Source organism: Rhizobium sp. NLR22b (assembly GCF_019685295.1).
In the GTDB taxonomy this organism is placed as follows: Bacteria; Pseudomonadota; Alphaproteobacteria; order Rhizobiales; family Rhizobiaceae; genus Rhizobium.
Map to the genome: position 1 here is coordinate 138,254 of NZ_JABDWM010000015.1, position 18,617 is coordinate 156,870.

Consider the following 18,617-nt stretch of genomic DNA (forward strand, 5'->3'; position numbering starts at 1 on the left):
CATCTCATCGGTCCCGGTTGGGGACCTGCAAGGTTTTCGGTATGAGCCAGGACATCCAAATCGAACTCTCGGGCGTCGAGAAGCACTACGGCGCCTTTCACGCGCTTAAGAACGTCAACCTATCAATTCCCAAGGGCACATTCGTGGCGCTGGTCGGTCCGTCAGGATGCGGCAAGTCGACGTTGCTCCGTTCGCTTGCCGGGCTGGAAAAAATTACCGGCGGCACGCTGAAGATTGCCGGCAAGGTGATGAACGACGTGCCGCCGCGAGCACGCGATATCGCCATGGTTTTTCAGAGTTACGCCCTCTATCCGCATATGACGGTGGAACAGAACCTGACCTACTCGCTGAAGATGCACCGCGTCCCCAAGGCTGAGGCAAAACAGAAAGCCGAGGAGGTCGCTGCCATCACCGGCCTTTCCAGACTGCTCGACCGTTATCCGCGCCAGCTTTCCGGGGGCCAACGACAGCGCGTCGCCATGGGCCGCGCAATTATCCGCAACCCCCAAGCCTTCCTGTTCGACGAGCCGCTTTCCAACCTTGATGCCGCGTTGCGTGTCTCGATGCGCAAGGAAATCCGGGCGTTGCATGACCGGCTGAACGCCACCTTCGTCTACGTCACGCATGACCAGGTCGAAGCGATGACGATGGCCGACCATGTCGTGGTGATGCGCGACGGCATCATCGAACAGCAGGGCGCGCCGCTTGACCTTTACGACCGGCCGGCGAACCGGTTCGTCGCCGGGTTCATCGGTTCTCCGGCGATGAATTTCATTCCAGCGATCGCCGCCGAAGACGGCAAGAGCCTGGTATTGGATTTCGGCGCGGTAAAACAGAAGCTTGCACTGGCACGCGCAATCGAACCTGGACGCAAGCTCGTCGCCGGCATCCGGCCGGAGCATATCGAGGTTGTCGCGCCCGGGCAGGGCAGCTTGGACGTGCCGATCGCCTTCGTCGAATCCACGGGCTCCTCGACCTTCATCGTCGCGGCGACGCAGCCGGAACTGACGATCGTCGAGACGCGGCGCGACAAGGTCAGACCAGGAGAGATGATCGGACTTTCGGTCGATCCGGCCCAGGTCCATCTTTTTGACGCATCGACCGAGCGCCTGATATAAGACCTGTCGGGCGCGGGCAGCTTCATAAAACCATCATCGGTCTCTGCGAAGGGAGTGGCTCCGCACGATTCACTTCGTTCATATCTACAGCATCCGGATTTTTTTCATGGCATCCTCCCCGACTTCAGCGCGCCTTTCCCCGAACGCGTCGCCCCGCCTCATCGTGCTTGCCGAAACGGTGTTGAAGGCGGGCGAGACGGCCCGGGCTTCCCTGCGGCGGCGGACATCCGGGGAAATACTGGCCAAGGCGCCGCGCGATTATCAGACTGAAATCGATGTCGCCATCGAGCGTATCATCGTCGATGAGATGGTCAAGGCTTTCCCTGAATATGCCATCCAGGGCGAGGAGGCCGTCGGTAACCGCACGGCTGGGCCGGAGACCCCGATTATCTACATCGACCCGATCGACGGCACGACCAATTACGCCTGGGGCGTTCCGCATTTCGGTATGACGATTTCAATTGCCGAAGGCGGGCGACTGGTCGCCGGTGTCGTCTACGACGCCATGCTCGATGAACTGTTCAGCGCCGAGATCGGCGGCGGCGCCTATCTCAATGGCGAGCGCATCCGCTGCGCCGATGTCTCCGACATCGAAAACGTGCTGATCGGCGCCGGGCTGCCCATTCCCGGCCAGGTGAAGGCGGTTGCGGAGGAGACCTATTTCGATGCCATCAAACGCCTGATGGCCAACACGGCGGGCGTGCGCCGCCTGGGCTCGGCGGCGCTGTCGATCGCCTATGTCGCCTGCGGCCGGCTGGACGGCTTTTTCGAGGATGGGCTCTCGATCCATGATTTCGGCGCTTCGGCGCTGATGGTCGAAGAGGCCGGCGGCATCGTCACGCGGTTTTCCGGCGCTGAAGTCGACGGGCGCGGCGATATCCTCGCGGCCAGCAAGGCGCTGCATCCCTGGCTCAAGGAAGGCTTCCTGGTCAACGCGTGAACCAGGCCGGTCGCCGGACTCGAGATATGGAAATCTAAGGTGCGAGACACTATCTCTCGGGAAACAAGGAGACACCCAATGACCGAAGAACGTGCAGTGCTCGCCGGCGGCTGCTTCTGGGGCATGCAGGACCTCATCCGCCGCTATAATGGCGTTATTTCGACCCGCGTCGGCTATACCGGCGGCGATGTGCCGAATGCCACCTACCGCAACCACGGCACCCATGCCGAGGCGATCGAGATCATCTTCGACCCCGCCCGGATCAGCTATCGCGAAATCCTCGAATTCTTCTTCCAGATCCATGATCCGAGCACGCGCAACCGCCAGGGCAACGACGTCGGCACGAGCTATCGCTCGGCGATCTTCTACACCAGCCCGGAGCAGGAGCGTGTCGCCCGCGATACGATCGCCGATGTCGACGCGTCCGGCTTGTGGCCCGGCAAGGTCGTCACTGAGGTCGTGCCGGTGAGCGATTTCTGGGAGGCCGAGCCAGAGCATCAGGATTATCTGGAACGGATTCCGAACGGCTATACCTGCCATTTCATCCGGCCCGGCTGGAAGCTGCCGGCCCGCCAGAAGATTGCCTGACGCAATTGGCGCATGCATGCCGGAAACAATGCCGGCATGCATGGCGCGTCCAGCCGCTCGGCAGGCGGGTCAGAACCCGGTGCGATCGGCAATGATACGCACCATTTCGTCGATGTCCCGATCGTGAATTTCGTGCCCGCCACCAACAAGCCGGTGCAGCTCAGCGCTCGGCGCGACACGGGTGAAGGCCTCTCCGTGTTCGATCGGGAAGAGCGGATCCGACGTCCCGTGAATTACGAGAACCGGCACATCGATACCGGACGCATGCAACGTGGCGGCGCCATCCTCGCTCAACAGCATGAAATGGTTGATCGCGCTGACAAAGGACGCGGCGCGGCTCATGTCGCGTGCGATGAGGGCGGTTGCCGCCTCGGCATCGTGCGGATGCCTGGTGCCGGCCAGCATGGCTGAATCGCGGCGCAGGAAATCGGCGATGGTCCCAAGGTCCGACCAGTCGAGACTTTCGGCAGCGGCGGAATGTTCCTTGTAAGCTTTGGTCGAAGAAGGCAGGCCGTCGACTCCGACCGGCGACGAGCTGATCACGGTAAGTGTCCGCACGCGCCGGCGGTGGCGCAATGCGGCCTCTTGCGCCACGAAACCGCCCATCGACATGCCCACCAGATGCGCGGCCTCAATTCCATAACCGTCGAGAACGGCGATGGCGTCGTCGGCCAGATCGCTAAACGAATAGTCCGGCTCGCCCGGCGGATAACACGTGGAAAGGCCGGTGTCGCGCTGGTCGTAGCGGATCACGTAGCGCCCTTGTGCGGCGAGTTCCTCGCAGAACCTTTCCGGCCACCACAGCATCGAAGACATCACCCCCATGATCAACAATACGGGCGGGTGGGCCGGATCGCCGAAGGCCTGGGTGTGCAGTTGCACATTTTCGAATGCGACGATCTTTTCGGCGACGAGAGTTGACCCGGTCATTTCCATACCCATCTTTCCGATTGCAATTCGCAACCAGTCTTCATCTTGCATAACTGATCCTCATATGCAATCTGTTTTGGCACGCGAATCCCCATCAGACTGAAGATTGATCCTCGAACAAAGCAAAGTGAGTGTTATGGCGTTGGATCGTGCCGACTTTTACGACGCGGCGAGACACAATCGGCACCTGCGTATTGCTGCCGGCGTTGCCCCCGGTGACCTGGTGCTCGATATCGGCTGCGGCGCGGGACAGACGACGCGCGAGGCCGCCCGCGCCGCGCCGCAAGGAAAAGCGGTCGGAGTGGATACATCAGCCGAGATGCTCGAAGTCGCAAGGCGACGGAGTGCTGCGGAAGGTTTGCGAAATGTGGTATTCGAGCAGGCAGACGCGCAATTCCATGCCGGCTGCCGGCTTCGACCTCTGCATCAGCCGGTTCGGCGTGATGTTTTTTGCCGATCCGGCGGCGGCATTTGCCAATATCGGCAGGGCGATGCGTCCGGGCGCGCGCCTTGTGTGGATGGTATGGCAAATCCGGGAGCATAACGAGTGGTCTGGCGCCATCCGGCAGGCCCTGGCGCCCGCAACTACGATTTCGGCAGGTGGTCCCAATCCGTTTTCGCTTGGCAATCCTCCCATTGCGAAGGACCTTTTGAGTACCGCAGGTTTTACGTCGATCGATTTTGCCGACGTGCGAGAGCCGGTCTTCTATGGACCGGACGTCGATGCGGCGTCCGAGGCGCTCGCCGGCCTTTATCTTGTGAAGGACGCGCTCGCACGCACCGATGAGCCGCCCGGCAAACCGCTGCAGCGTCTGCGCGATTTGCTGGCGGCGCATATGGCGCCGGAGGGTGTGTTTTTCGACTCCCGCGCCTGGATCATCACAGCCCGCCGCGCAACGAGATAGCGCGCAGGCGTCGTCGCGTCTCAATAGCGCGGCGCGTAATCCAGACCACTATCGATCCGGGCCGGACGCCCGTCCAGGAAAAGCTCGCCGATGCGCGGCGCCGAGCGGACGATAACCTTGCCGCGGCGGATCACGGCCAGTCGGTTCGGCTTCAGCCGCAGCGCTTCCAGCGTATCGCGCGCCTGGAGGATGACGAGGTCGGCGTTGCATCCCTTCTCCAGGCCGTAACCTGAAAGGCCCATCGTCTTTGCCGAGTTGACCGTCAGGGCATCGAAGATCTTCTTCTTGTCTTGGATGCCGGCCATCTGCGCGACATGGATCGCCATATGGCCGACCTCCAGCATGTCGCCTGATCCCATCGAATACCACGGGTCCATGACGCAATCATGCCCGAAGGAAACGTTGAGCCCGGCATCCATCAACTCCCTCACGCGGGTCATGCCGCGGCGTTTCGGATAGGTATCGTGCCGGCCTTGCAGCATGATGTTGATCAGCGGATTGGGGATGACGTTGATCTTACCCTCTGCCATCAGCGGGATGAGCTTGGAAACATAATAATTGTCCATCGAATGCATCGAGGTCAGATGCGAGCCAGCGACACGTCCCTGCAGTCCGAAGCGGATGGTTTGCGCGGCCAGCGTCTCGATATGGCGCGAGAGCGGATCGTCGGTTTCGTCGCAATGCATGTCGACCGGCAGGCCGCGATCGGCGGCGATACGGCAGAGCGCCTCGACCGAGGCCGTCCCTTCGCCCATCGTCCGTTCGAAGTGCGGAATGCCGCCGACGATGTCGACGCCCATGTCGAGAGCACGGTTGAGCGCGTCGATCGCGCCCGGCGAGCGGTAATAGCCGTCTTGCGGGAAGGCGACCAATTGCAGGTCGATATAGGGCGCGACCCTCTCGCGGACCTCGATCATCGCCTCGACCGTCACCAGCCTGGGATCGCTGGTATCGACATGGCTGCGGATGAAAAGCAGGCCTTGCGTCACCGCCAGATCGCAATAGCGCAGCGCGCGATCGACCAGTTCTTCCCTCGTCACGATGGGGCGCAGCTCGCCCCAAAGTGCGATGCCTTCGAGCAGCGTGCCGGAGACGTTCATGCGCGGCAGGCCGAGCGACAGGGTGGCGTCCATATGAAAATGCGGATCGACGAAAGGCGGGCTGATCAGCCTGCCGGTTGCATCGATTTCTTCGCCAGCCTGCGCCTGGAGATTGGGCTCGACGGCAAAGATCCTGCCGCCCTCGATGCCGATATCGATGCCGGTGCGGCCATCGGGGAGATTTGCGTTTCTGACGATCAGATCGAACATCGGAGCCTCGTTGGATGTGGACGGTCTCAGCGCTCGCCGCGGCGGTAGGGCTGCATCAGCGCCTGCGGAACGCGGGCGCGGCGGGCCATGACGGCAAGCGCGGCGATGGAGAGAATATAGGGCGTCATCAGGAAGAGCTGATAGGGCACAAGCCCGCTCAGCACGGTTTGCAGCCGAAGCTGAAAGGCATCGAAGAACGCGAAGAGCAGGGCGCCGAAAAGCGCCCGGCCCGGCCGCCAGGAGGCGAAGACGACGAGCGCGATGCAGATCCATCCGCGCCCCTGCACCATGGTCGGGAAGAAGCTGTTGAACGCCGACAAGGTCAGGAAGGCGCCGCCCATTCCCATCAGCGCGCTGCCGGCGATGACCGCGCCGTAACGCACCTTCATCGGATTGACGCCCTGGGCTTCCGCAGCATGCGGGTTTTCGCCGGTCATGCGGATCGCAAGCCCCATGGGCGTGCGGAAGATGATGTAGGCCATCAACAGGGCGATCAGGATCGCAAGATAGGTCGGCGCGGTCTGCGTGAAGAAGGCCGGGCCGATGAAAGGCAGCGTCGAGAGGCCGGGAATGGCGATCGGCTGGAACGGCACGATGGTCGGCGGCGTATTGGCAAGCGGCACGATCAGCCGGAAGACATAATAACTGAAGCTCGATGCAAAGAGCGTGACGCCGAGACCGGAGACATGCTGCGAGAGGCCGAGCGTCACCGTCAGCCCCGCATGCAGCAGACCGAAGACGCCGCCGGCGATCGCAGCAATCAGCAGGCCGGTCCAAAGATCGGCGCCATGATAGACGGAAAGCCAGCCGATCATCGCGCCGAAGGTCATGATGCCTTCGATGCCGAGATTGAGCACACCCGCCCGTTCACAGAGCAGGGCGCCGAGCGTGCCGAAAATCAGCGGCGTGGCGATCCGCAGGATTGCCGCCCAGAGGCCGGCGGAGGCGATGATATCGAACAGCTGCATCATCGCCGGATCCTGTACTGGGTGAAGAACAACGCGATCAGCATCGTCAGCAGCGACAGCGCCACTGTGACATCGGCGATATAGGTCGGGATGCCGAGACCCCGGCTCATGCCGTCGGCGCCCACGAACATGGTGGCCGTGAAAATGGCGGCGAAGACGACACCGAGCGGATTGAGATTGGCAAGCATCGCCACCACGATGCCGGCGTAGCCGAAACCGGGCGACAGATCGGTCGTCACGTAACCCTTGACGCCCATCACCTCGATCGCGCCTGCAAGCCCCGCAAGCCCGCCCGAGAGGCAGGCGACCTTCACCAGCGTTCTGCCGAGGGGCACACCTGCGAAGACCGCGCCGGCGGGATTGAGGCCCGCAGCGCGGGACTGCATGCCGAACACCGTACGGGACTGAACGAAATGGACGACGACGGCAAGAACGATGGCGATCGAAAAGCCGATATGCAGGCGCGAGCGGGCGATCAGCTTCGGCAGCATGGCGTGATCGCTGACGGATTGCGACTGCGGCCAGCCGAAAGCGAGCGGATCCTTGAGAACCCCGTCGATCAGCATCGACACGAAAAGCACGGCGATGAAGTTGATGAGCAGGCTGGTGACGACCTCATCGACGGAAAAGCGCAGCCTGAGCCATAGCGGAACCAGGATCAGCACCATGCCGGCGATTGCGCCGATCAGCAGCAGGAGCGGGACGAGGATGGGCGCGGGAAGATTGCCCAGCAGTTTCGAACTTGCTGCCGCAACGGCAATGGCGCCGAGATAGAACTGGCCCTCGGCGCCAATATTCCAGAGCCGCGCCCGGAAGGCGACGGCGGCAGCAAGCCCGGTCAGCATCAGCGGCGTTGCCCGTGTCAGCGTTTCGGTCGCCGAAAGCCGCGAACCGAAGGCGCCGGTCAGAATGCGCCAATAGGCGTCGAGAACAGGTGCGCCGGCGATCGAGATCAAGATGCCCGCCAGCGCCAGCGCCGCGATGATGGCGATGACGGGGGTGGCGATCAGCAGGTAAAGCGGGCGGTGCTCGCGGCGCTCAAATCGCATGATCGGCCTCGCGGGTCTCTTGCCATTCGCCGGCCATCATCAGCCCCAGCCTGCGGGCGTCGGCGCCATCGGCGTCGACGGGCGGCGACAGCCGGCCGCCGACGATCGCCTGTATGCGGTCTGCAAGCGCAATCACCTCGTCAAGATCCTCCGAGATCAGCAGCACCGCAGTCCCCTGCCGACGAGCTTCCAGCAGGCGCGCATGCACGGCGGCAACCGCACCTTCATCGAGGCCGCGCGCAGGCTGCGCCGCGATCAGGATGCGCGGCCGCCGATATAGACTGCGCCCGAGAATGAGCTTTTGCATATTGCCGCCGGACAGCAGCCGCGCGCGGGTTGCCGGGCCGCCGCCGCGAACGTCGAAGCCGTCGATGATCTCGCGGGCAAAGGCCATGCCGGCCTTGCGGTTGACGAGCCCGCGGCGCGAGAAGGTGGGCGAAGCGATGCGCTCCAGCACCGCATTTTCCCAGATGGCCATTTCGCCGATCACGCCCTCATGGTTGCGGTCCTCGGGAATGCGGCCAATGCCGGCTTCGACGACATCGGCGACGCCGAGATGACCGACCGCTTCCCCGAACAGCCTGAGGTCGCCGCCGCTGCGCGCCAGCGTGCCGGACAGAAGGCGCGCCAACGCCGCCTGGCCATTGCCCGAAACGCCGATAATGCCGAGGATCTCGCCCTGATGCAGCCGAAAGCTGACCGATTTCAGCCGATCGACGCCGCCGGTGCGCACCGTCACGCCGTCCGCTTCGAGGGCAATGGCCCCGGGTGTCGACGGCTCGCGCACGGGCCGTGTGACGCGCCGCCCGACCATCAGTTCGGCGAGTTCCGCCTTGCCGGTTTCCGCTGACCTGCGTTCGGCGACCATCTTGCCGCCGCGTAAGACGACGATGCGGTCGGCCGCAGCCATGACCTCATCGAGCTTGTGCGAGATAAAGATCAACGACAGGCCCTGGCGGGCCATTTCCTTCAGCGTCGTGAACAGCCGCTCGGCCTCGATGTTGGTCAGCACCGCCGTCGGCTCGTCGAGGATGAGGATGCGGGCGTCGTTGTAGAGCGCCTTGAGGATTTCCACTCGCTGCTGCTCGCCGACCGACAGATCGCCAAGGCGAGCGTCGGGATCAACCGTGAGGCCGAAGCGCTCGGAAATGGCAAGGAGCTTCTTGCGCGCCGCTGACGTTGCCGAACGCCAGGACCATAGTCCCTCCGTGCCGGTCATGACATTTTCAAGGACCGTCAGATTGGGGGCGAGCGAGAAATGCTGGTGCACCATGCCGACGCCGGCGCGGATTGCCGCGCGCGGCTTTCCCTGCGGCAGCTCGGCGCCGTCGATCAGAATTCGGCCGGCATCCGGCACGTAATGGCCGAAAAGGATACTCATCAGCGTGGTCTTGCCGGCACCGTTCTCGCCGAGCAGGGCCACGATCTCGCCCTTGGCGAGGGTCATGGAAATATCGTCATTGGCGAGATTGGCGCCGAAGCGTTTGCTGACGCCGACAATCTCGAGAACAGACCCGGTCATGACAACAATCCCGCCACCGGAAACCGGTGCTGCCATCGCCCCTCGGCCTCCAGGCGTGCGGCAAGCGACAGAAGGCGTGGCTCGTGGCCCATAGGCGCCAAGAGCTGCAGCGGCAGCGGCATAGCCTGTTGATCCTGTCCGAAAGGGAGCGTCAAAGCAGGAAAACCCGAAATATTGGCCAGGCAGGCAAGCGGCGCGAATGCCGCCATTCGTTCGAGATGCAGTTCCGTGTCGGCATGATCGGACGGAAAGGAGCCGATCGCAAGGGGCGCGGCGGCGAGCATCGGCATCAGGATGCAATCGACCCTGTCGAACAGTGACCAGAGACGATGGCTCACCAGGACGGCGTCGCTCAGGGTGTTCCAGAGCATAATGGCCGACAGTGCCCGCCCGCGCGCCGCGAAAGCCTGCGTGAGAGGCTCGGCCCTGCTTTCATCGAGCACTGCCGCCTCGATGAGCGCGGCGAGGTTGACGGAAACGATATCGGCGAAGGCGCGGCTGCTGGCGATGACGCTCCATTCGAAGTCGGTCCAGGCGAGCGGGACGACGACATGTCCATCGTTCTCGAGCACGCGCACCGCCGCCTCGACGGCTGTGAGCCGATCGCCCTCGGTCGGGTAGGCCGACCCAGTATCGGTCAGCAGGCCGATCCGCAAACGGCCAGCGCCGGTATCGACAGGGGAGGGATCCGCAACAGGGCCGCGCGCATGACCGGTCAGCCGGCTGAAAATCAGTGCCGTATCCCGCACCGAGCGGCAGACCGCGAGTTCGCTGGCGATGCCGGCGAGGTGGTTGCCGAAGGATGGTCCGCCCGGAATGGCGCCGCGGGTCGGCTTCAGTCCGACGAGGCCGCAACAGGCGGCCGGCACACGGATCGAGCCGCCGGCGTCGGTGGCATGGGCGATCGCGACGATCCCGGCCGCAACCGCCGCCGCAGCGCCGCCGGAGGAGCCGCCGGCGGTGCGGGCCGGATCGAGCGGATTGCGGCAGACAGGCCCGATTGCCGGTTCGCTGGCGAGCGAAAGGCCGAATTCCGGGCTCGTCGTCAAGCCGAACAGGCAGAAGCCAGCATCGCGGAACCGAGAAGCAAGATCGGAATCGGCTTCGCCGCCCTTTCGTTCGAAGAGGCGAGAACCAGCCGTCACCGGCAACCCGGCAAAGGGGCCGCCAAGATCTTTCGCCAAGGTCGGCACGCCGGGAAAGGGCCGGGCGGCAAAATCGCCGGGCGCGCTCTGCCGCTCCCGATCGCAGGCGTGCGCCGCGGCGAAACCCATGGCGGCATCGAGATAGGCGATCGCGCCGAGCGACTCATGCCGTGCGGCGGCCTCGAGGGAGATCTGCAAGGCTTCTGCAGCACTCAGGCTGCCATGCCTGATCGCTGCCGCCAGTTCCGTCGCATCGCCCTGCATGGGGCGAACTACTTCGGCTCTTCCATCAACTTCGGAACTTCGAAGGTGCCGGCCTTGATCTCCGCCCGCTTGGCTTCCATCGCGGCCTCCGCCTCGGCAGGCGCCACGCCCTTGACGAAGACGATATCGCTGCCGCCTTCCTTCATCAGGCCGTAAGACGTGTAGTTCCTCCCGACTGGTTTGCCGGCAGCGACATCGGCGATCGCGGCATTGAGGATCGGGCGGAAATACCACATGGCGTTGGCAAACACCGTATCCGGATAACGCGGCGTGTAATCGACCAGCGAGCCGACCGACTTGATGCCGCGTTCCTTGGCAGCGTCGGCCGTGCCGATGCGCTCGCCGAACAGGATGTCGGCGCCGGCGTCGATCTGGGCAAGACCGGCTTCACGGGCCTTCGGCGGATCGAAAAAGGTGCCGATGAACGAGACGAGGTGCTTGGCATTGGGGTTGACCGCCTTGACGCCCGCGGCAAAGGCGTTGATCAGCATATTGACCTCGGGGATCGGAATGGCGCCGACCGAACCGACGATGTTCGACTTGGTCATCTTGCCCGCCAGCATGCCGGCGAGATAGGCGCCGTCATGGTTCCAGGTGCCGAAGACGCCAAAATTGTCGCCGGCCTGCTCGCCGCTTGAACCCAGCACGAAAGCGGTATCGGGATAATCGGCCGCGACCTGCCGCGCCTCCTTTTCCACCGCATAGGCCTCGCCGATAATCAGCTTGTTGCCCTGTTCGGCATATTCACGCATGGCGCGGGGATAATCGGTGCCGGAGACGCCCTCGGAGAAGACATATTCGATGACGCCGTCCTTGGCCGCATCCTGGAGGGCCTTGTGCAGACAGGAGTTCCAGGCATTTTCAACCGGCGACGCATGGATGCCGGCAACTTTCAACGGCGCAGCAGCCCTGGCCAGCGGGGCGAAGCCGCTGACGCCAAGCGCAATGCCCGATGCGATGACTGCCCGGCGTGAAATCAGGATGTCTTTGGTCATTGATTGCTCCCCTTTTTTTACCATTTGGTTCAAAAATCATAGCAACGCCCAAAAATGTGTCAAGCAACGAATGAGCTTAAAAATCAGGCTGATCGGTCGCCACGACCTGGCTGAAAGAACGAGATATGGCAGGGCTGCACGCGCGGTGCCGCCGTGCTTCTCGGGCCGGGTTTGCAGGGCTTGGCGCGACGACTCCGGCAGGCTATGCATAGATCAATTGGGTTGGGGAAATTGAAATGGGTGAAGAAGAAGACGCCTCGGGGCGGCCGATCGCGAGCCGGTCGTCGTCCTGGCCGGTCGCGCTCGTCCGTCGCCTTCTCGTGCTGTTCGTCCGGATCATGGTCGGCGCCCGAAGCGAGTGGCGGGGCTGTACGCCCGACCCCCGCCGCCGCATCTATTTCGCCAATCACAACAGCCATGTCGATACCGTTGCCGTCATGGCTGCGCTGCCGTGGCCGGTGCGGCGGCTGACCCACCCGGTCGCGGCGCGCGATTACTGGGGAACGAGCGCTTTTCGGCGTTTCATTGCCGAGAAAGGCCTGCGCGCCGTCCTGATAGACCGCAAGCCTCTGCCCGAGAGCAACCCGTTGGAGCCGGTCGAGCGCCTGCTCGAGGAGGGGCGCTCGGTCCTGATCTTCCCGGAAGGCACGAGAAGCGCCAGCGAGGAGATCGCCCCGTTCCGCAGCGGCATCTATCGCCTTGCCTGCCGTTTCCCCGATGTCGATCTCGTGCCGATCCATCTCGACAATCTTCAGCGCATCCTGCCGAAGGGAAGCTGGCTCATCGTGCCGATCACCTGCACGGCGCGCTTCGGCAAGCCGCTGCGCATCGAACCGGGCGAAGCAAAGGACGTGTTCCTGGCCCGCGCCCGTGCAGCAGTCATCGAGTTGGCGGACGGAAAGCACATCGCATGAGCAGCTTTTTCTCCATCGTGCTTGCCGCAATCCTCGGTCTGCTGGCGGTCGCCTCGGCCATCGGCTTCATCCTTCAGCGGCGCGCGACCGAGCCCGGATCCGTCGCGACCGTCCACAATCTCAATGCCCGAATCCGCTCCTGGTGGATCATGGTGGCAATATTCGGCGGTGCGATACTGCTCGGCGATACTGCGGTGGTCGTCCTCTTCGCATTCCTGTCCTTCATGGCGCTTCGCGAATTCTGGACGCTGACGCCATCGCGGCGCGGCGATCACCTGGCGCTGTTCCTGTCCTTCTTCGTCGTGCTGCCGGTGCACTATGTGCTACTCGGGACACTCTGGTACGGCCTCTTCGCGATCTTCATCCCGGTCTATGCCTTCCTGATCCTGCCAGCAGTGGCGACTTTGACAGGCGACGTCAACGAATTCCTGGCGCGCACCGCCAGGGTGCAATGGGGATTGATGCTGACAGTCTATTCGATCAGCCATGCTCCCGCACTTCTGATGCTGCAGACCGGCACGCCCTCGGCCCTTCTCCTGGTCTATCTCGTCATCGTCGTGCAGCTCAGCGACGTCTTCCAATATGTCTGGGGCAAGCTTCTCGGAAAACATCGTTTCTCGCCGAATATCAGCCCATCGAAAACGCTCGAAGGCCTCTTCGGCGGCGGCGCCTCGGCCATCCTTGTCGGAACGCTGCTCTATCGCCTGACGCCGTTCTCGCCGCTGCAGGCGGCGGCCGTCAGCACGGTCATCGTCGTCGCGGGCTTCTTCGGCGGCTTCGTACTCTCGGCGATCAAGCGCGACCTCAACGCCAAGGACTGGGGTTATGTAATCGAGGGTCACGGCGGCGTGCTCGACCGCTTGGACTCTATCACCTTCGCCGCGCCGCTTTTCTTCCACATCGTCCGCTACTGGTACACAACCTGAAGAGACGCACGTGGCCAATTTCTAAAGCCGGTCGATATTCTGGAGACTATCGAACAGCCGTTGCTGGACCTCGCGCTCCTGGCGGCTGATCGCCGTCATGAGCTTGCTCATCGTTCCTCGCAGGCCGTGGAGCTGGTCGACCAGGTTCATGACGACGTCGACGCCGGCCTCGTTGACACCCATATTGCCGATGAGATCGAGGATGAGCTGGGCACGGGCGACGTCAACTTCGCGAAACTGCCGCCCTCCGCTCGACGTCTCCGGGATCAGCCAGCCGTGTTCGATCCAGAAGTCGAGCTGGACGATATCGATTTTCAAGTAAAGACGGAATTCGAGATCATCCATGATCAGGCCTCCATGTTCTTTCTCGGATCGTATGGATGTGCGGCCGCCCATTCCTCCACCAGAGACGTGAGCCGCTCGTCGGGGCGGTCGGGCAATACGATCTTCAGGGTGACGTAGACGTCGCCGTGTCCACCGCCGCGTTTCGGAGCACCCTTGCCTTTGAGACGCAGCACTTTGCCGGTGTTGGAATGCGGCGGCAGCGTCAGGCTGACCGGTCCGGACGGCGTCGGTGCCCGAACCTTGCCGCCGAGCACGGCTTCGCTGAGCGAAATCGGCAGTTCCAGGCGGATGTCGTCGCCGTCACGCGTGAAGAAGCGATGGGGCCGCACGCGAATCTCGATCAGCGCATCGCCCGTTGGCCCACCGCCAATGCCCGGTTCACCCTTGCCGCGCAGCCGCAAGGTTTGGCCGTCGCGGGTTCCCGGCGGGATCTGCACCTCGAGCGCGGGGCCATTGGGAAACTTGATCTCGGTCTTGGCGCCGTTGACGGCCTCGAGAAAATCGACCTCCATGGAGAACCGCCGATCCTGACCCTGGCTGCGCGACCGGCCACCGCCGGTGCGGCGCGAAAAGAAGCTCGCAAAGATGTCATCGGCGTCGCCGAAATCGGCGAAGCCGGCGCTGTTGTGATAGGGATCGTTGGGACCGCTTGCCGCGGCATAATCGCGATAATAGTTGCGCTGGGCCCGCTCGGCGCCCGACATATCGATCTCGCCGCGGTCGAAGCGGCCGCGCTTTTCCTCATCGCTCAAAATCTCGTAGGCGGTCGAAATTTCCTTGAACCTGTCCTCGGCGTGTTTGTCGCCGGGGTTGAGGTCGGGGTGAAGTTTCTTGGCGAGCTTGCGGAAGGCGCTTTGAATATCCTTCTGCGTCGCATCTCGCTTCACGCCCAGAAGCTCATAAGGATCCTGGCTCATGCATATCTCCGGTCGGGCAGTGAATACTGCTGGTTGGGTTGGCATTGATATAGGTTGCCGGGCCGCCGCAGGGGAGGGGATGCCAAGCGTCAAAATCCCGTCATGCCATGATCGGCGGAGGCTCGCCAGGATCAGAGCGAAACGACGTCTTCTGTTTGAGCCGCAGAATCTTCTCCGGCATGATCGAGGCGCCGGTCGATGAGAACCGAGCACCCTGCATGGCGCACGACCTTCTCGACGATCGAGGAGAAGACATAGTCGGTGATATCGGGCACGTGGGATGACAGCAGGATGAGATCGGCTGCTCTCTCCCTTGCGGCCGAGACGAGCAGCGAGGCGGCAACGCCGATGCGAACTTCGATCATCGCCGGGATGTCCAGCTCCTTGCACAGCGACGCAAGTTTCCGTTCGGCGTCGATAATGGCAGCCGTCTCGAATTCCTCAGGGACACCGGTCAGGTGGTGGCGCGGGATATTCTCGATGACATGCATGACGACGATCGTTCCGCCTTCATCCACCAGCGCCGCAGCCCGGCGCAGCAGACGGTTGGCCGTCTGTCTCGAGCCCATGCCGATGCAGCAGATGATCGTGCGATACATTGAGATCAATATCCTCGAATGCGAGTCATTTGCCTGATCATAAGGCTATCCACAGCGTCTGCTTTGACTAAAGTCAAGCCGGACTGCCGCCGGCATATTGGCAACCATCGGCCGCCTCAAGGCGAGAATTCAGCCGCATTGTCGCAGTTGACGACCGCCCGATCGGCGGTAACTCTCATGCGGGTGCCGTCACAACATCGAGGTTTCAGATGCCGAGCTTTGCCATTATCGGAGCGGGCGCAATGGGAAGCGCGGTCGCCAAACGATTGATCGAGCATGGCGCTACGGTGCTGACTTGCCTCGATGGCCGAAGCGAGCAGACGATCGTGCGAGCCAAGACAACCGGCATGGTGCCGGTCGGCCGCCAAGAGCTGACCGAAGCCGAGCTGATCCTGTCGATCGTTCCGCCAGCTGAGGCACTCAGAGTCGCCGAACTGGTTGCCGACATATCGGCGAGGACGCCGGCGCCGCCCTTCATCGACCTCAATGCAATTGCACCGAAGACAATGCAGACGCTTGCAGCCCGGTTCGACGGCATCGGCGTGACGGTGCTGGACGGCGCTATCATCGGAGGGCCGCCGGTTGCCGGAAAATCAGGTCCGACCCTTTATGTCAGCGGCGACGGCGCGGAGCGAAGCAGACTGCTCGAAGATTACGGCTTACGGGTCCGCAGGCTGGACGGACCGCTCGGCGCAGCTTCGGCGCTGAAAATGTGTTATGCCGGCATCAACAAGGGATTTATCGGCCTTGGCGCTGCCATGCTGCTTGCCGCATCGCGCTCGGGCGCGGTTGAGAGCCTGAAGGCCGAGCTCTCCGAAAGCCTTCCCGATTTCGACCGCAAGCTGTCGAAATCCATTCCAGACATGTATCCCAAGGCCTATCGTTGGGTTGCCGAAATGCAGGAGATTGCCGATTTCCTCGGAGAGGGCGATCCGGCGGCAACCATCTTCCGCGGCATGGCGGATGTTTTCTCCAGGTTGGCGGAGGATGTGGAAGGCAGCCGCGCCCTCGTCGCACAGCTGGACCAGATCCTTCGCTCCCAGCAAGCCTCTGGCGCGATGGTCATGCCATAGCTCATCGCCGGCCGTTGGCGTGCAGCCGGACGAAGCCGCGCCTATATCTTTGCGAAGTCCTCGACCTGCGCCCTGATCGCGACCTCGGTCGGCAAGCGTTCCATCGAGCTTGCCCCGTAAAAGCCGTTGCAGCCCTTGCAGCGGGCGAGCACATGGGCCGCATCCGCGGGCATGGCGATTGGCCCGCCGTGGCAGAGCACGATGACGTCGTTGCGCACCGATCTTGCGGCATCCGACCACGCGTTGATCTTTTCCACGCAGCCGTCGAGCGTCAGCGCCGTTTCGGCGCCGATCGCGCCCCCGGTGGTCAGGCCGAGATGGCAGACGACGATGTCGGCGCCGGCCTTGGTCATGGCCACGGCGTCGTCGCTGCTGAAGACGTAAGGGGTCGTCAGCATGTCCTTGGCGTGGGCGCGGGCGATGATGTCGATTTCCAGATCGAAGCCCATGCCGGTCTCTTCGAGATTGGCGCGGAAGGTGCCGTCGATCAGCCCGATGGTCGGGAAATTCTGAATGCCGGCAAAACCCATTGCCCTCAATTCGTCGAGGAAGTGATCGGGAAGCATGAAGGGGTCGGTGCCGTTGACGCCGGCAAGCACCGGCGTATGGCGCACAACCGGCAGCACCTCGCGGCCCATCTCCTTGACGATCTCATTGGCATTGCCATAGGCCAGCAGGCCGGCCAGCGAGCCGCGCCCGGCCATGCGGTAACGGCCGGAATTATAGATCACGATCAGGTCGATGCCGCCGGCTTCCTCGCTCTTGGCGGAAAGGCCGGTGCCGGCGCCACCGCCGATGATCGGCCGGCCCTCGGCGATCTTCCGTCGAAGCTTGGTCAATATGTCGTTTCTATCGATACGGGTCAAAACTCTCTCCTCAGGCATGGATCTCATGGAAGCCGGCGACGAGTGCGACGGCAAATTCCGGGCTGTTGATATGGGCATCGACCTCGACGAGGCGCCTGTTCGGCGCGTCGTGCCAGCCGGTCCGGATGGCGGAAAACAGTGCCGCGTCGGCTTCGGGATCGTGGAACGGCTGACCGGCGGCGTCGATTGCCGAAACGCCCTGAAGCGGCAGCAGGAAACGAACCGGCCCCTGCATCCGGTTGAGCCGGTCGACGATGAAGGCGCCGATCCTGCTGTTCTCTTCCGGCGTGGTTCGCATCAGTGTCACCTGCGCGTTGTGGATGTGGAGCCTGCGGTCGCGGAAGGCTGCCGGCACCGTTTCCCGCGCGCCGAAATTCACCATGTCGACGGCACCGACCGAGCCGACATAGGGCAGGCCGGTGCGGACGATGGCACCGAAGCGATCCTCGGTCGCCGGAAAAACACCGCCGACAAGGAGATCGGGAACCTCCGTCGTCGTCACGTCGATCACGCCCTGCAGCAGACCGGAATCGGCAAGCTTCTCCATCGACTGGCCGCCGACGCCGGTGGCATGGAAGACGTAGATTTCATGCGTCTCGCCGAGCATCTCGCGAACCTGGGTGACGCAGGAAGTGGTGACGCCGAACATGGTCATGCCGATGCCCGGCCGGTCATCCGCCGAGGCGGGAATGGGGTTGCGGACCATGCCGGCCGCCGCATTGGCGGCATTGCCGATCACCTTGCGCGAGATGGCATTCAGGCCGGCGACGTCGACGACCGAATACATCATGGTGAGGTCGTTCGGCCCGACATAGGGCGCGACATTGCCTGAGGCGACCGTCGAGACCATCAGTTTCGGCACCCCGATCGGCAGTGCCCGCATCGCCTCCGTGACCAGTGCGGTATTACCGGTTCCGCCAAGACCGAGCACGGCACCGATGTCGCCACGCGAATTGAGAAACGCCGTCAACGCCTTGGCCATGGCCGAAACCGCTGTCCCCCGGTCCGTTTGTCCAAGGACGGCCGCCGCACCGGCGGGATGAAATTGGGCGACTACGCGCACCTTGATATCGGCGTCCGCGCCGTCCCCCAGCGTGCCGACATCGACCAGCACCGCATCGGCTCCGGCCGAAAGAACCACCTCCTTGGCATAGTTCAATTCAGCGCCCTTGGTGTCGCAGGTACCGACGATATAGACCTTTCCCATTGTTTTTCCTCCTCTTTTCGATCAATTTTCACATAC

The 18,617-nt window shown here is 63.1% G+C and carries 18 protein-coding genes and 1 pseudogene; 7 read left to right on the forward strand and 12 right to left on the reverse strand.

What is annotated here, in order from left to right; translation table 11 throughout:
* Positions 1-41: 41 nt before the first annotated feature.
* From HJC00_RS23320 to msrA, 3 genes are all read left to right on the forward strand, one after another.
* Positions 42-1,118 carry an ABC transporter ATP-binding protein gene (locus HJC00_RS23320; protein ID WP_221164669.1) on the forward strand — a complete coding sequence of 359 codons (1,077 nt, stop codon included), beginning with the start codon at positions 42-44 and terminating at the stop codon, positions 1,116-1,118.
* A 106-nt stretch (positions 1,119-1,224) separates the two neighbouring features.
* On the forward strand, positions 1,225-2,058 hold the full coding sequence (locus tag HJC00_RS23325) for an inositol monophosphatase family protein (RefSeq protein ID WP_221164670.1): 834 nt from the start codon (positions 1,225-1,227) through the stop codon (positions 2,056-2,058).
* 78 nt (positions 2,059-2,136) lie between these two features.
* Positions 2,137-2,646, forward strand: coding sequence for a peptide-methionine (S)-S-oxide reductase MsrA (gene msrA, locus HJC00_RS23330; RefSeq protein WP_210633589.1), 510 nt, complete (start codon positions 2,137-2,139; stop codon positions 2,644-2,646).
* A gap of 69 nt (positions 2,647-2,715) precedes the next feature.
* Here the strand turns inward: msrA and HJC00_RS23335 are convergent, their stop codons facing one another.
* Positions 2,716-3,582, reverse strand: a complete 867-nt coding sequence (locus HJC00_RS23335) for an alpha/beta fold hydrolase (protein WP_221147571.1) — start codon at positions 3,580-3,582, stop codon at positions 2,716-2,718.
* Between the two features lie 130 nt (positions 3,583-3,712).
* Here HJC00_RS23335 and HJC00_RS23340 point away from each other — a divergent pair.
* Positions 3,713-4,481: pseudogene (locus HJC00_RS23340) on the forward strand (class I SAM-dependent methyltransferase).
* A 20-nt stretch (positions 4,482-4,501) separates the two neighbouring features.
* On the opposite strand, the gene HJC00_RS23345 reads toward HJC00_RS23340, so the two are convergent.
* From HJC00_RS23345 to HJC00_RS23370, 6 genes are read right to left on the reverse strand one after another with little or no spacing between them, the layout of a single operon-like run.
* Complete coding sequence (locus HJC00_RS23345) at positions 4,502-5,791, reverse strand: amidohydrolase family protein (RefSeq protein WP_221164671.1); 1,290 nt, start codon at positions 5,789-5,791, stop codon at positions 4,502-4,504.
* Positions 5,792-5,817: 26 nt separating this feature from the next.
* A complete protein-coding gene (locus tag HJC00_RS23350; protein WP_221147516.1) occupies positions 5,818-6,762 on the reverse strand; it encodes an ABC transporter permease in 945 nt (314 codons plus the stop codon).
* Positions 6,759-7,808 carry an ABC transporter permease gene (locus tag HJC00_RS23355; protein ID WP_210633583.1) on the reverse strand — a complete coding sequence of 350 codons (1,050 nt, stop codon included), beginning with the start codon at positions 7,806-7,808 and terminating at the stop codon, positions 6,759-6,761. The genes HJC00_RS23350 and HJC00_RS23355 overlap by 4 nt, the downstream gene beginning before the upstream one ends.
* A complete protein-coding gene (locus HJC00_RS23360) occupies positions 7,798-9,330 on the reverse strand; it encodes an ABC transporter ATP-binding protein (RefSeq protein WP_221124346.1) in 1,533 nt (510 codons plus the stop codon). The genes HJC00_RS23355 and HJC00_RS23360 overlap by 11 nt, the downstream gene beginning before the upstream one ends.
* On the reverse strand, positions 9,327-10,739 hold the full coding sequence (locus HJC00_RS23365; protein WP_210633581.1) for an amidase: 1,413 nt from the start codon (positions 10,737-10,739) through the stop codon (positions 9,327-9,329). Before HJC00_RS23365 ends, HJC00_RS23360 begins: the two co-directional genes overlap by 4 nt.
* A gap of 8 nt (positions 10,740-10,747) precedes the next feature.
* Entirely contained in the window at positions 10,748-11,734 is a 987-nt protein-coding gene (locus HJC00_RS23370) for a BMP family protein (RefSeq protein ID WP_210633580.1), read from the reverse strand.
* Between the two features lie 236 nt (positions 11,735-11,970).
* On the opposite strand from HJC00_RS23370, the gene HJC00_RS23375 reads away from it, so the two are divergent.
* Positions 11,971-12,648 (forward strand): 1-acyl-sn-glycerol-3-phosphate acyltransferase, encoded by a 678-nt coding sequence (locus tag HJC00_RS23375; protein ID WP_247241822.1) that lies wholly within the window; start codon positions 11,971-11,973, stop codon positions 12,646-12,648.
* Positions 12,645-13,574 (forward strand): phosphatidate cytidylyltransferase, encoded by a 930-nt coding sequence (locus tag HJC00_RS23380; protein ID WP_210633579.1) that lies wholly within the window; start codon positions 12,645-12,647, stop codon positions 13,572-13,574. Before HJC00_RS23375 ends, HJC00_RS23380 begins: the two co-directional genes overlap by 4 nt.
* Before the next feature lie 21 nt (positions 13,575-13,595).
* On the opposite strand, the gene HJC00_RS23385 is transcribed toward HJC00_RS23380, so the two are convergent.
* The 3 genes from HJC00_RS23385 to HJC00_RS23395 all read right to left on the reverse strand — a co-directional run bounded on the left by HJC00_RS23385 (position 13,596) and on the right by HJC00_RS23395 (position 15,435).
* Positions 13,596-13,919, reverse strand: a complete 324-nt coding sequence (locus tag HJC00_RS23385) for a chaperone modulator CbpM (protein ID WP_221164672.1) — start codon at positions 13,917-13,919, stop codon at positions 13,596-13,598.
* 2 nt (positions 13,920-13,921) lie between these two features.
* Positions 13,922-14,836 carry a DnaJ C-terminal domain-containing protein gene (locus HJC00_RS23390; RefSeq protein WP_221124348.1) on the reverse strand — a complete coding sequence of 305 codons (915 nt, stop codon included), beginning with the start codon at positions 14,834-14,836 and terminating at the stop codon, positions 13,922-13,924.
* Positions 14,837-14,967: 131 nt separating this feature from the next.
* Positions 14,968-15,435 carry a universal stress protein gene (locus HJC00_RS23395; RefSeq protein WP_210633576.1) on the reverse strand — a complete coding sequence of 156 codons (468 nt, stop codon included), beginning with the start codon at positions 15,433-15,435 and terminating at the stop codon, positions 14,968-14,970.
* Positions 15,436-15,644: 209 nt separating this feature from the next.
* Between HJC00_RS23395 and HJC00_RS23400 the strand changes: the two genes are divergently transcribed.
* Positions 15,645-16,508 (forward strand): NAD(P)-dependent oxidoreductase, encoded by an 864-nt coding sequence (locus HJC00_RS23400; protein ID WP_210633575.1) that lies wholly within the window; start codon positions 15,645-15,647, stop codon positions 16,506-16,508.
* A 41-nt stretch (positions 16,509-16,549) separates the two neighbouring features.
* Here HJC00_RS23400 and HJC00_RS23405 read toward each other — a convergent pair whose 3' ends face one another.
* Positions 16,550-17,392, reverse strand: a complete 843-nt coding sequence (locus HJC00_RS23405; protein ID WP_210633574.1) for a phosphoenolpyruvate hydrolase family protein — start codon at positions 17,390-17,392, stop codon at positions 16,550-16,552.
* Positions 17,385-18,581: a Tm-1-like ATP-binding domain-containing protein gene (locus HJC00_RS23410; RefSeq protein ID WP_210633573.1), complete on the reverse strand. Its 1,197-nt coding sequence runs from the start codon at positions 18,579-18,581 to the stop codon at positions 17,385-17,387. Before HJC00_RS23410 ends, HJC00_RS23405 begins: the two co-directional genes overlap by 8 nt.
* Between the last annotated feature and the right edge of the window lie 36 nt (positions 18,582-18,617).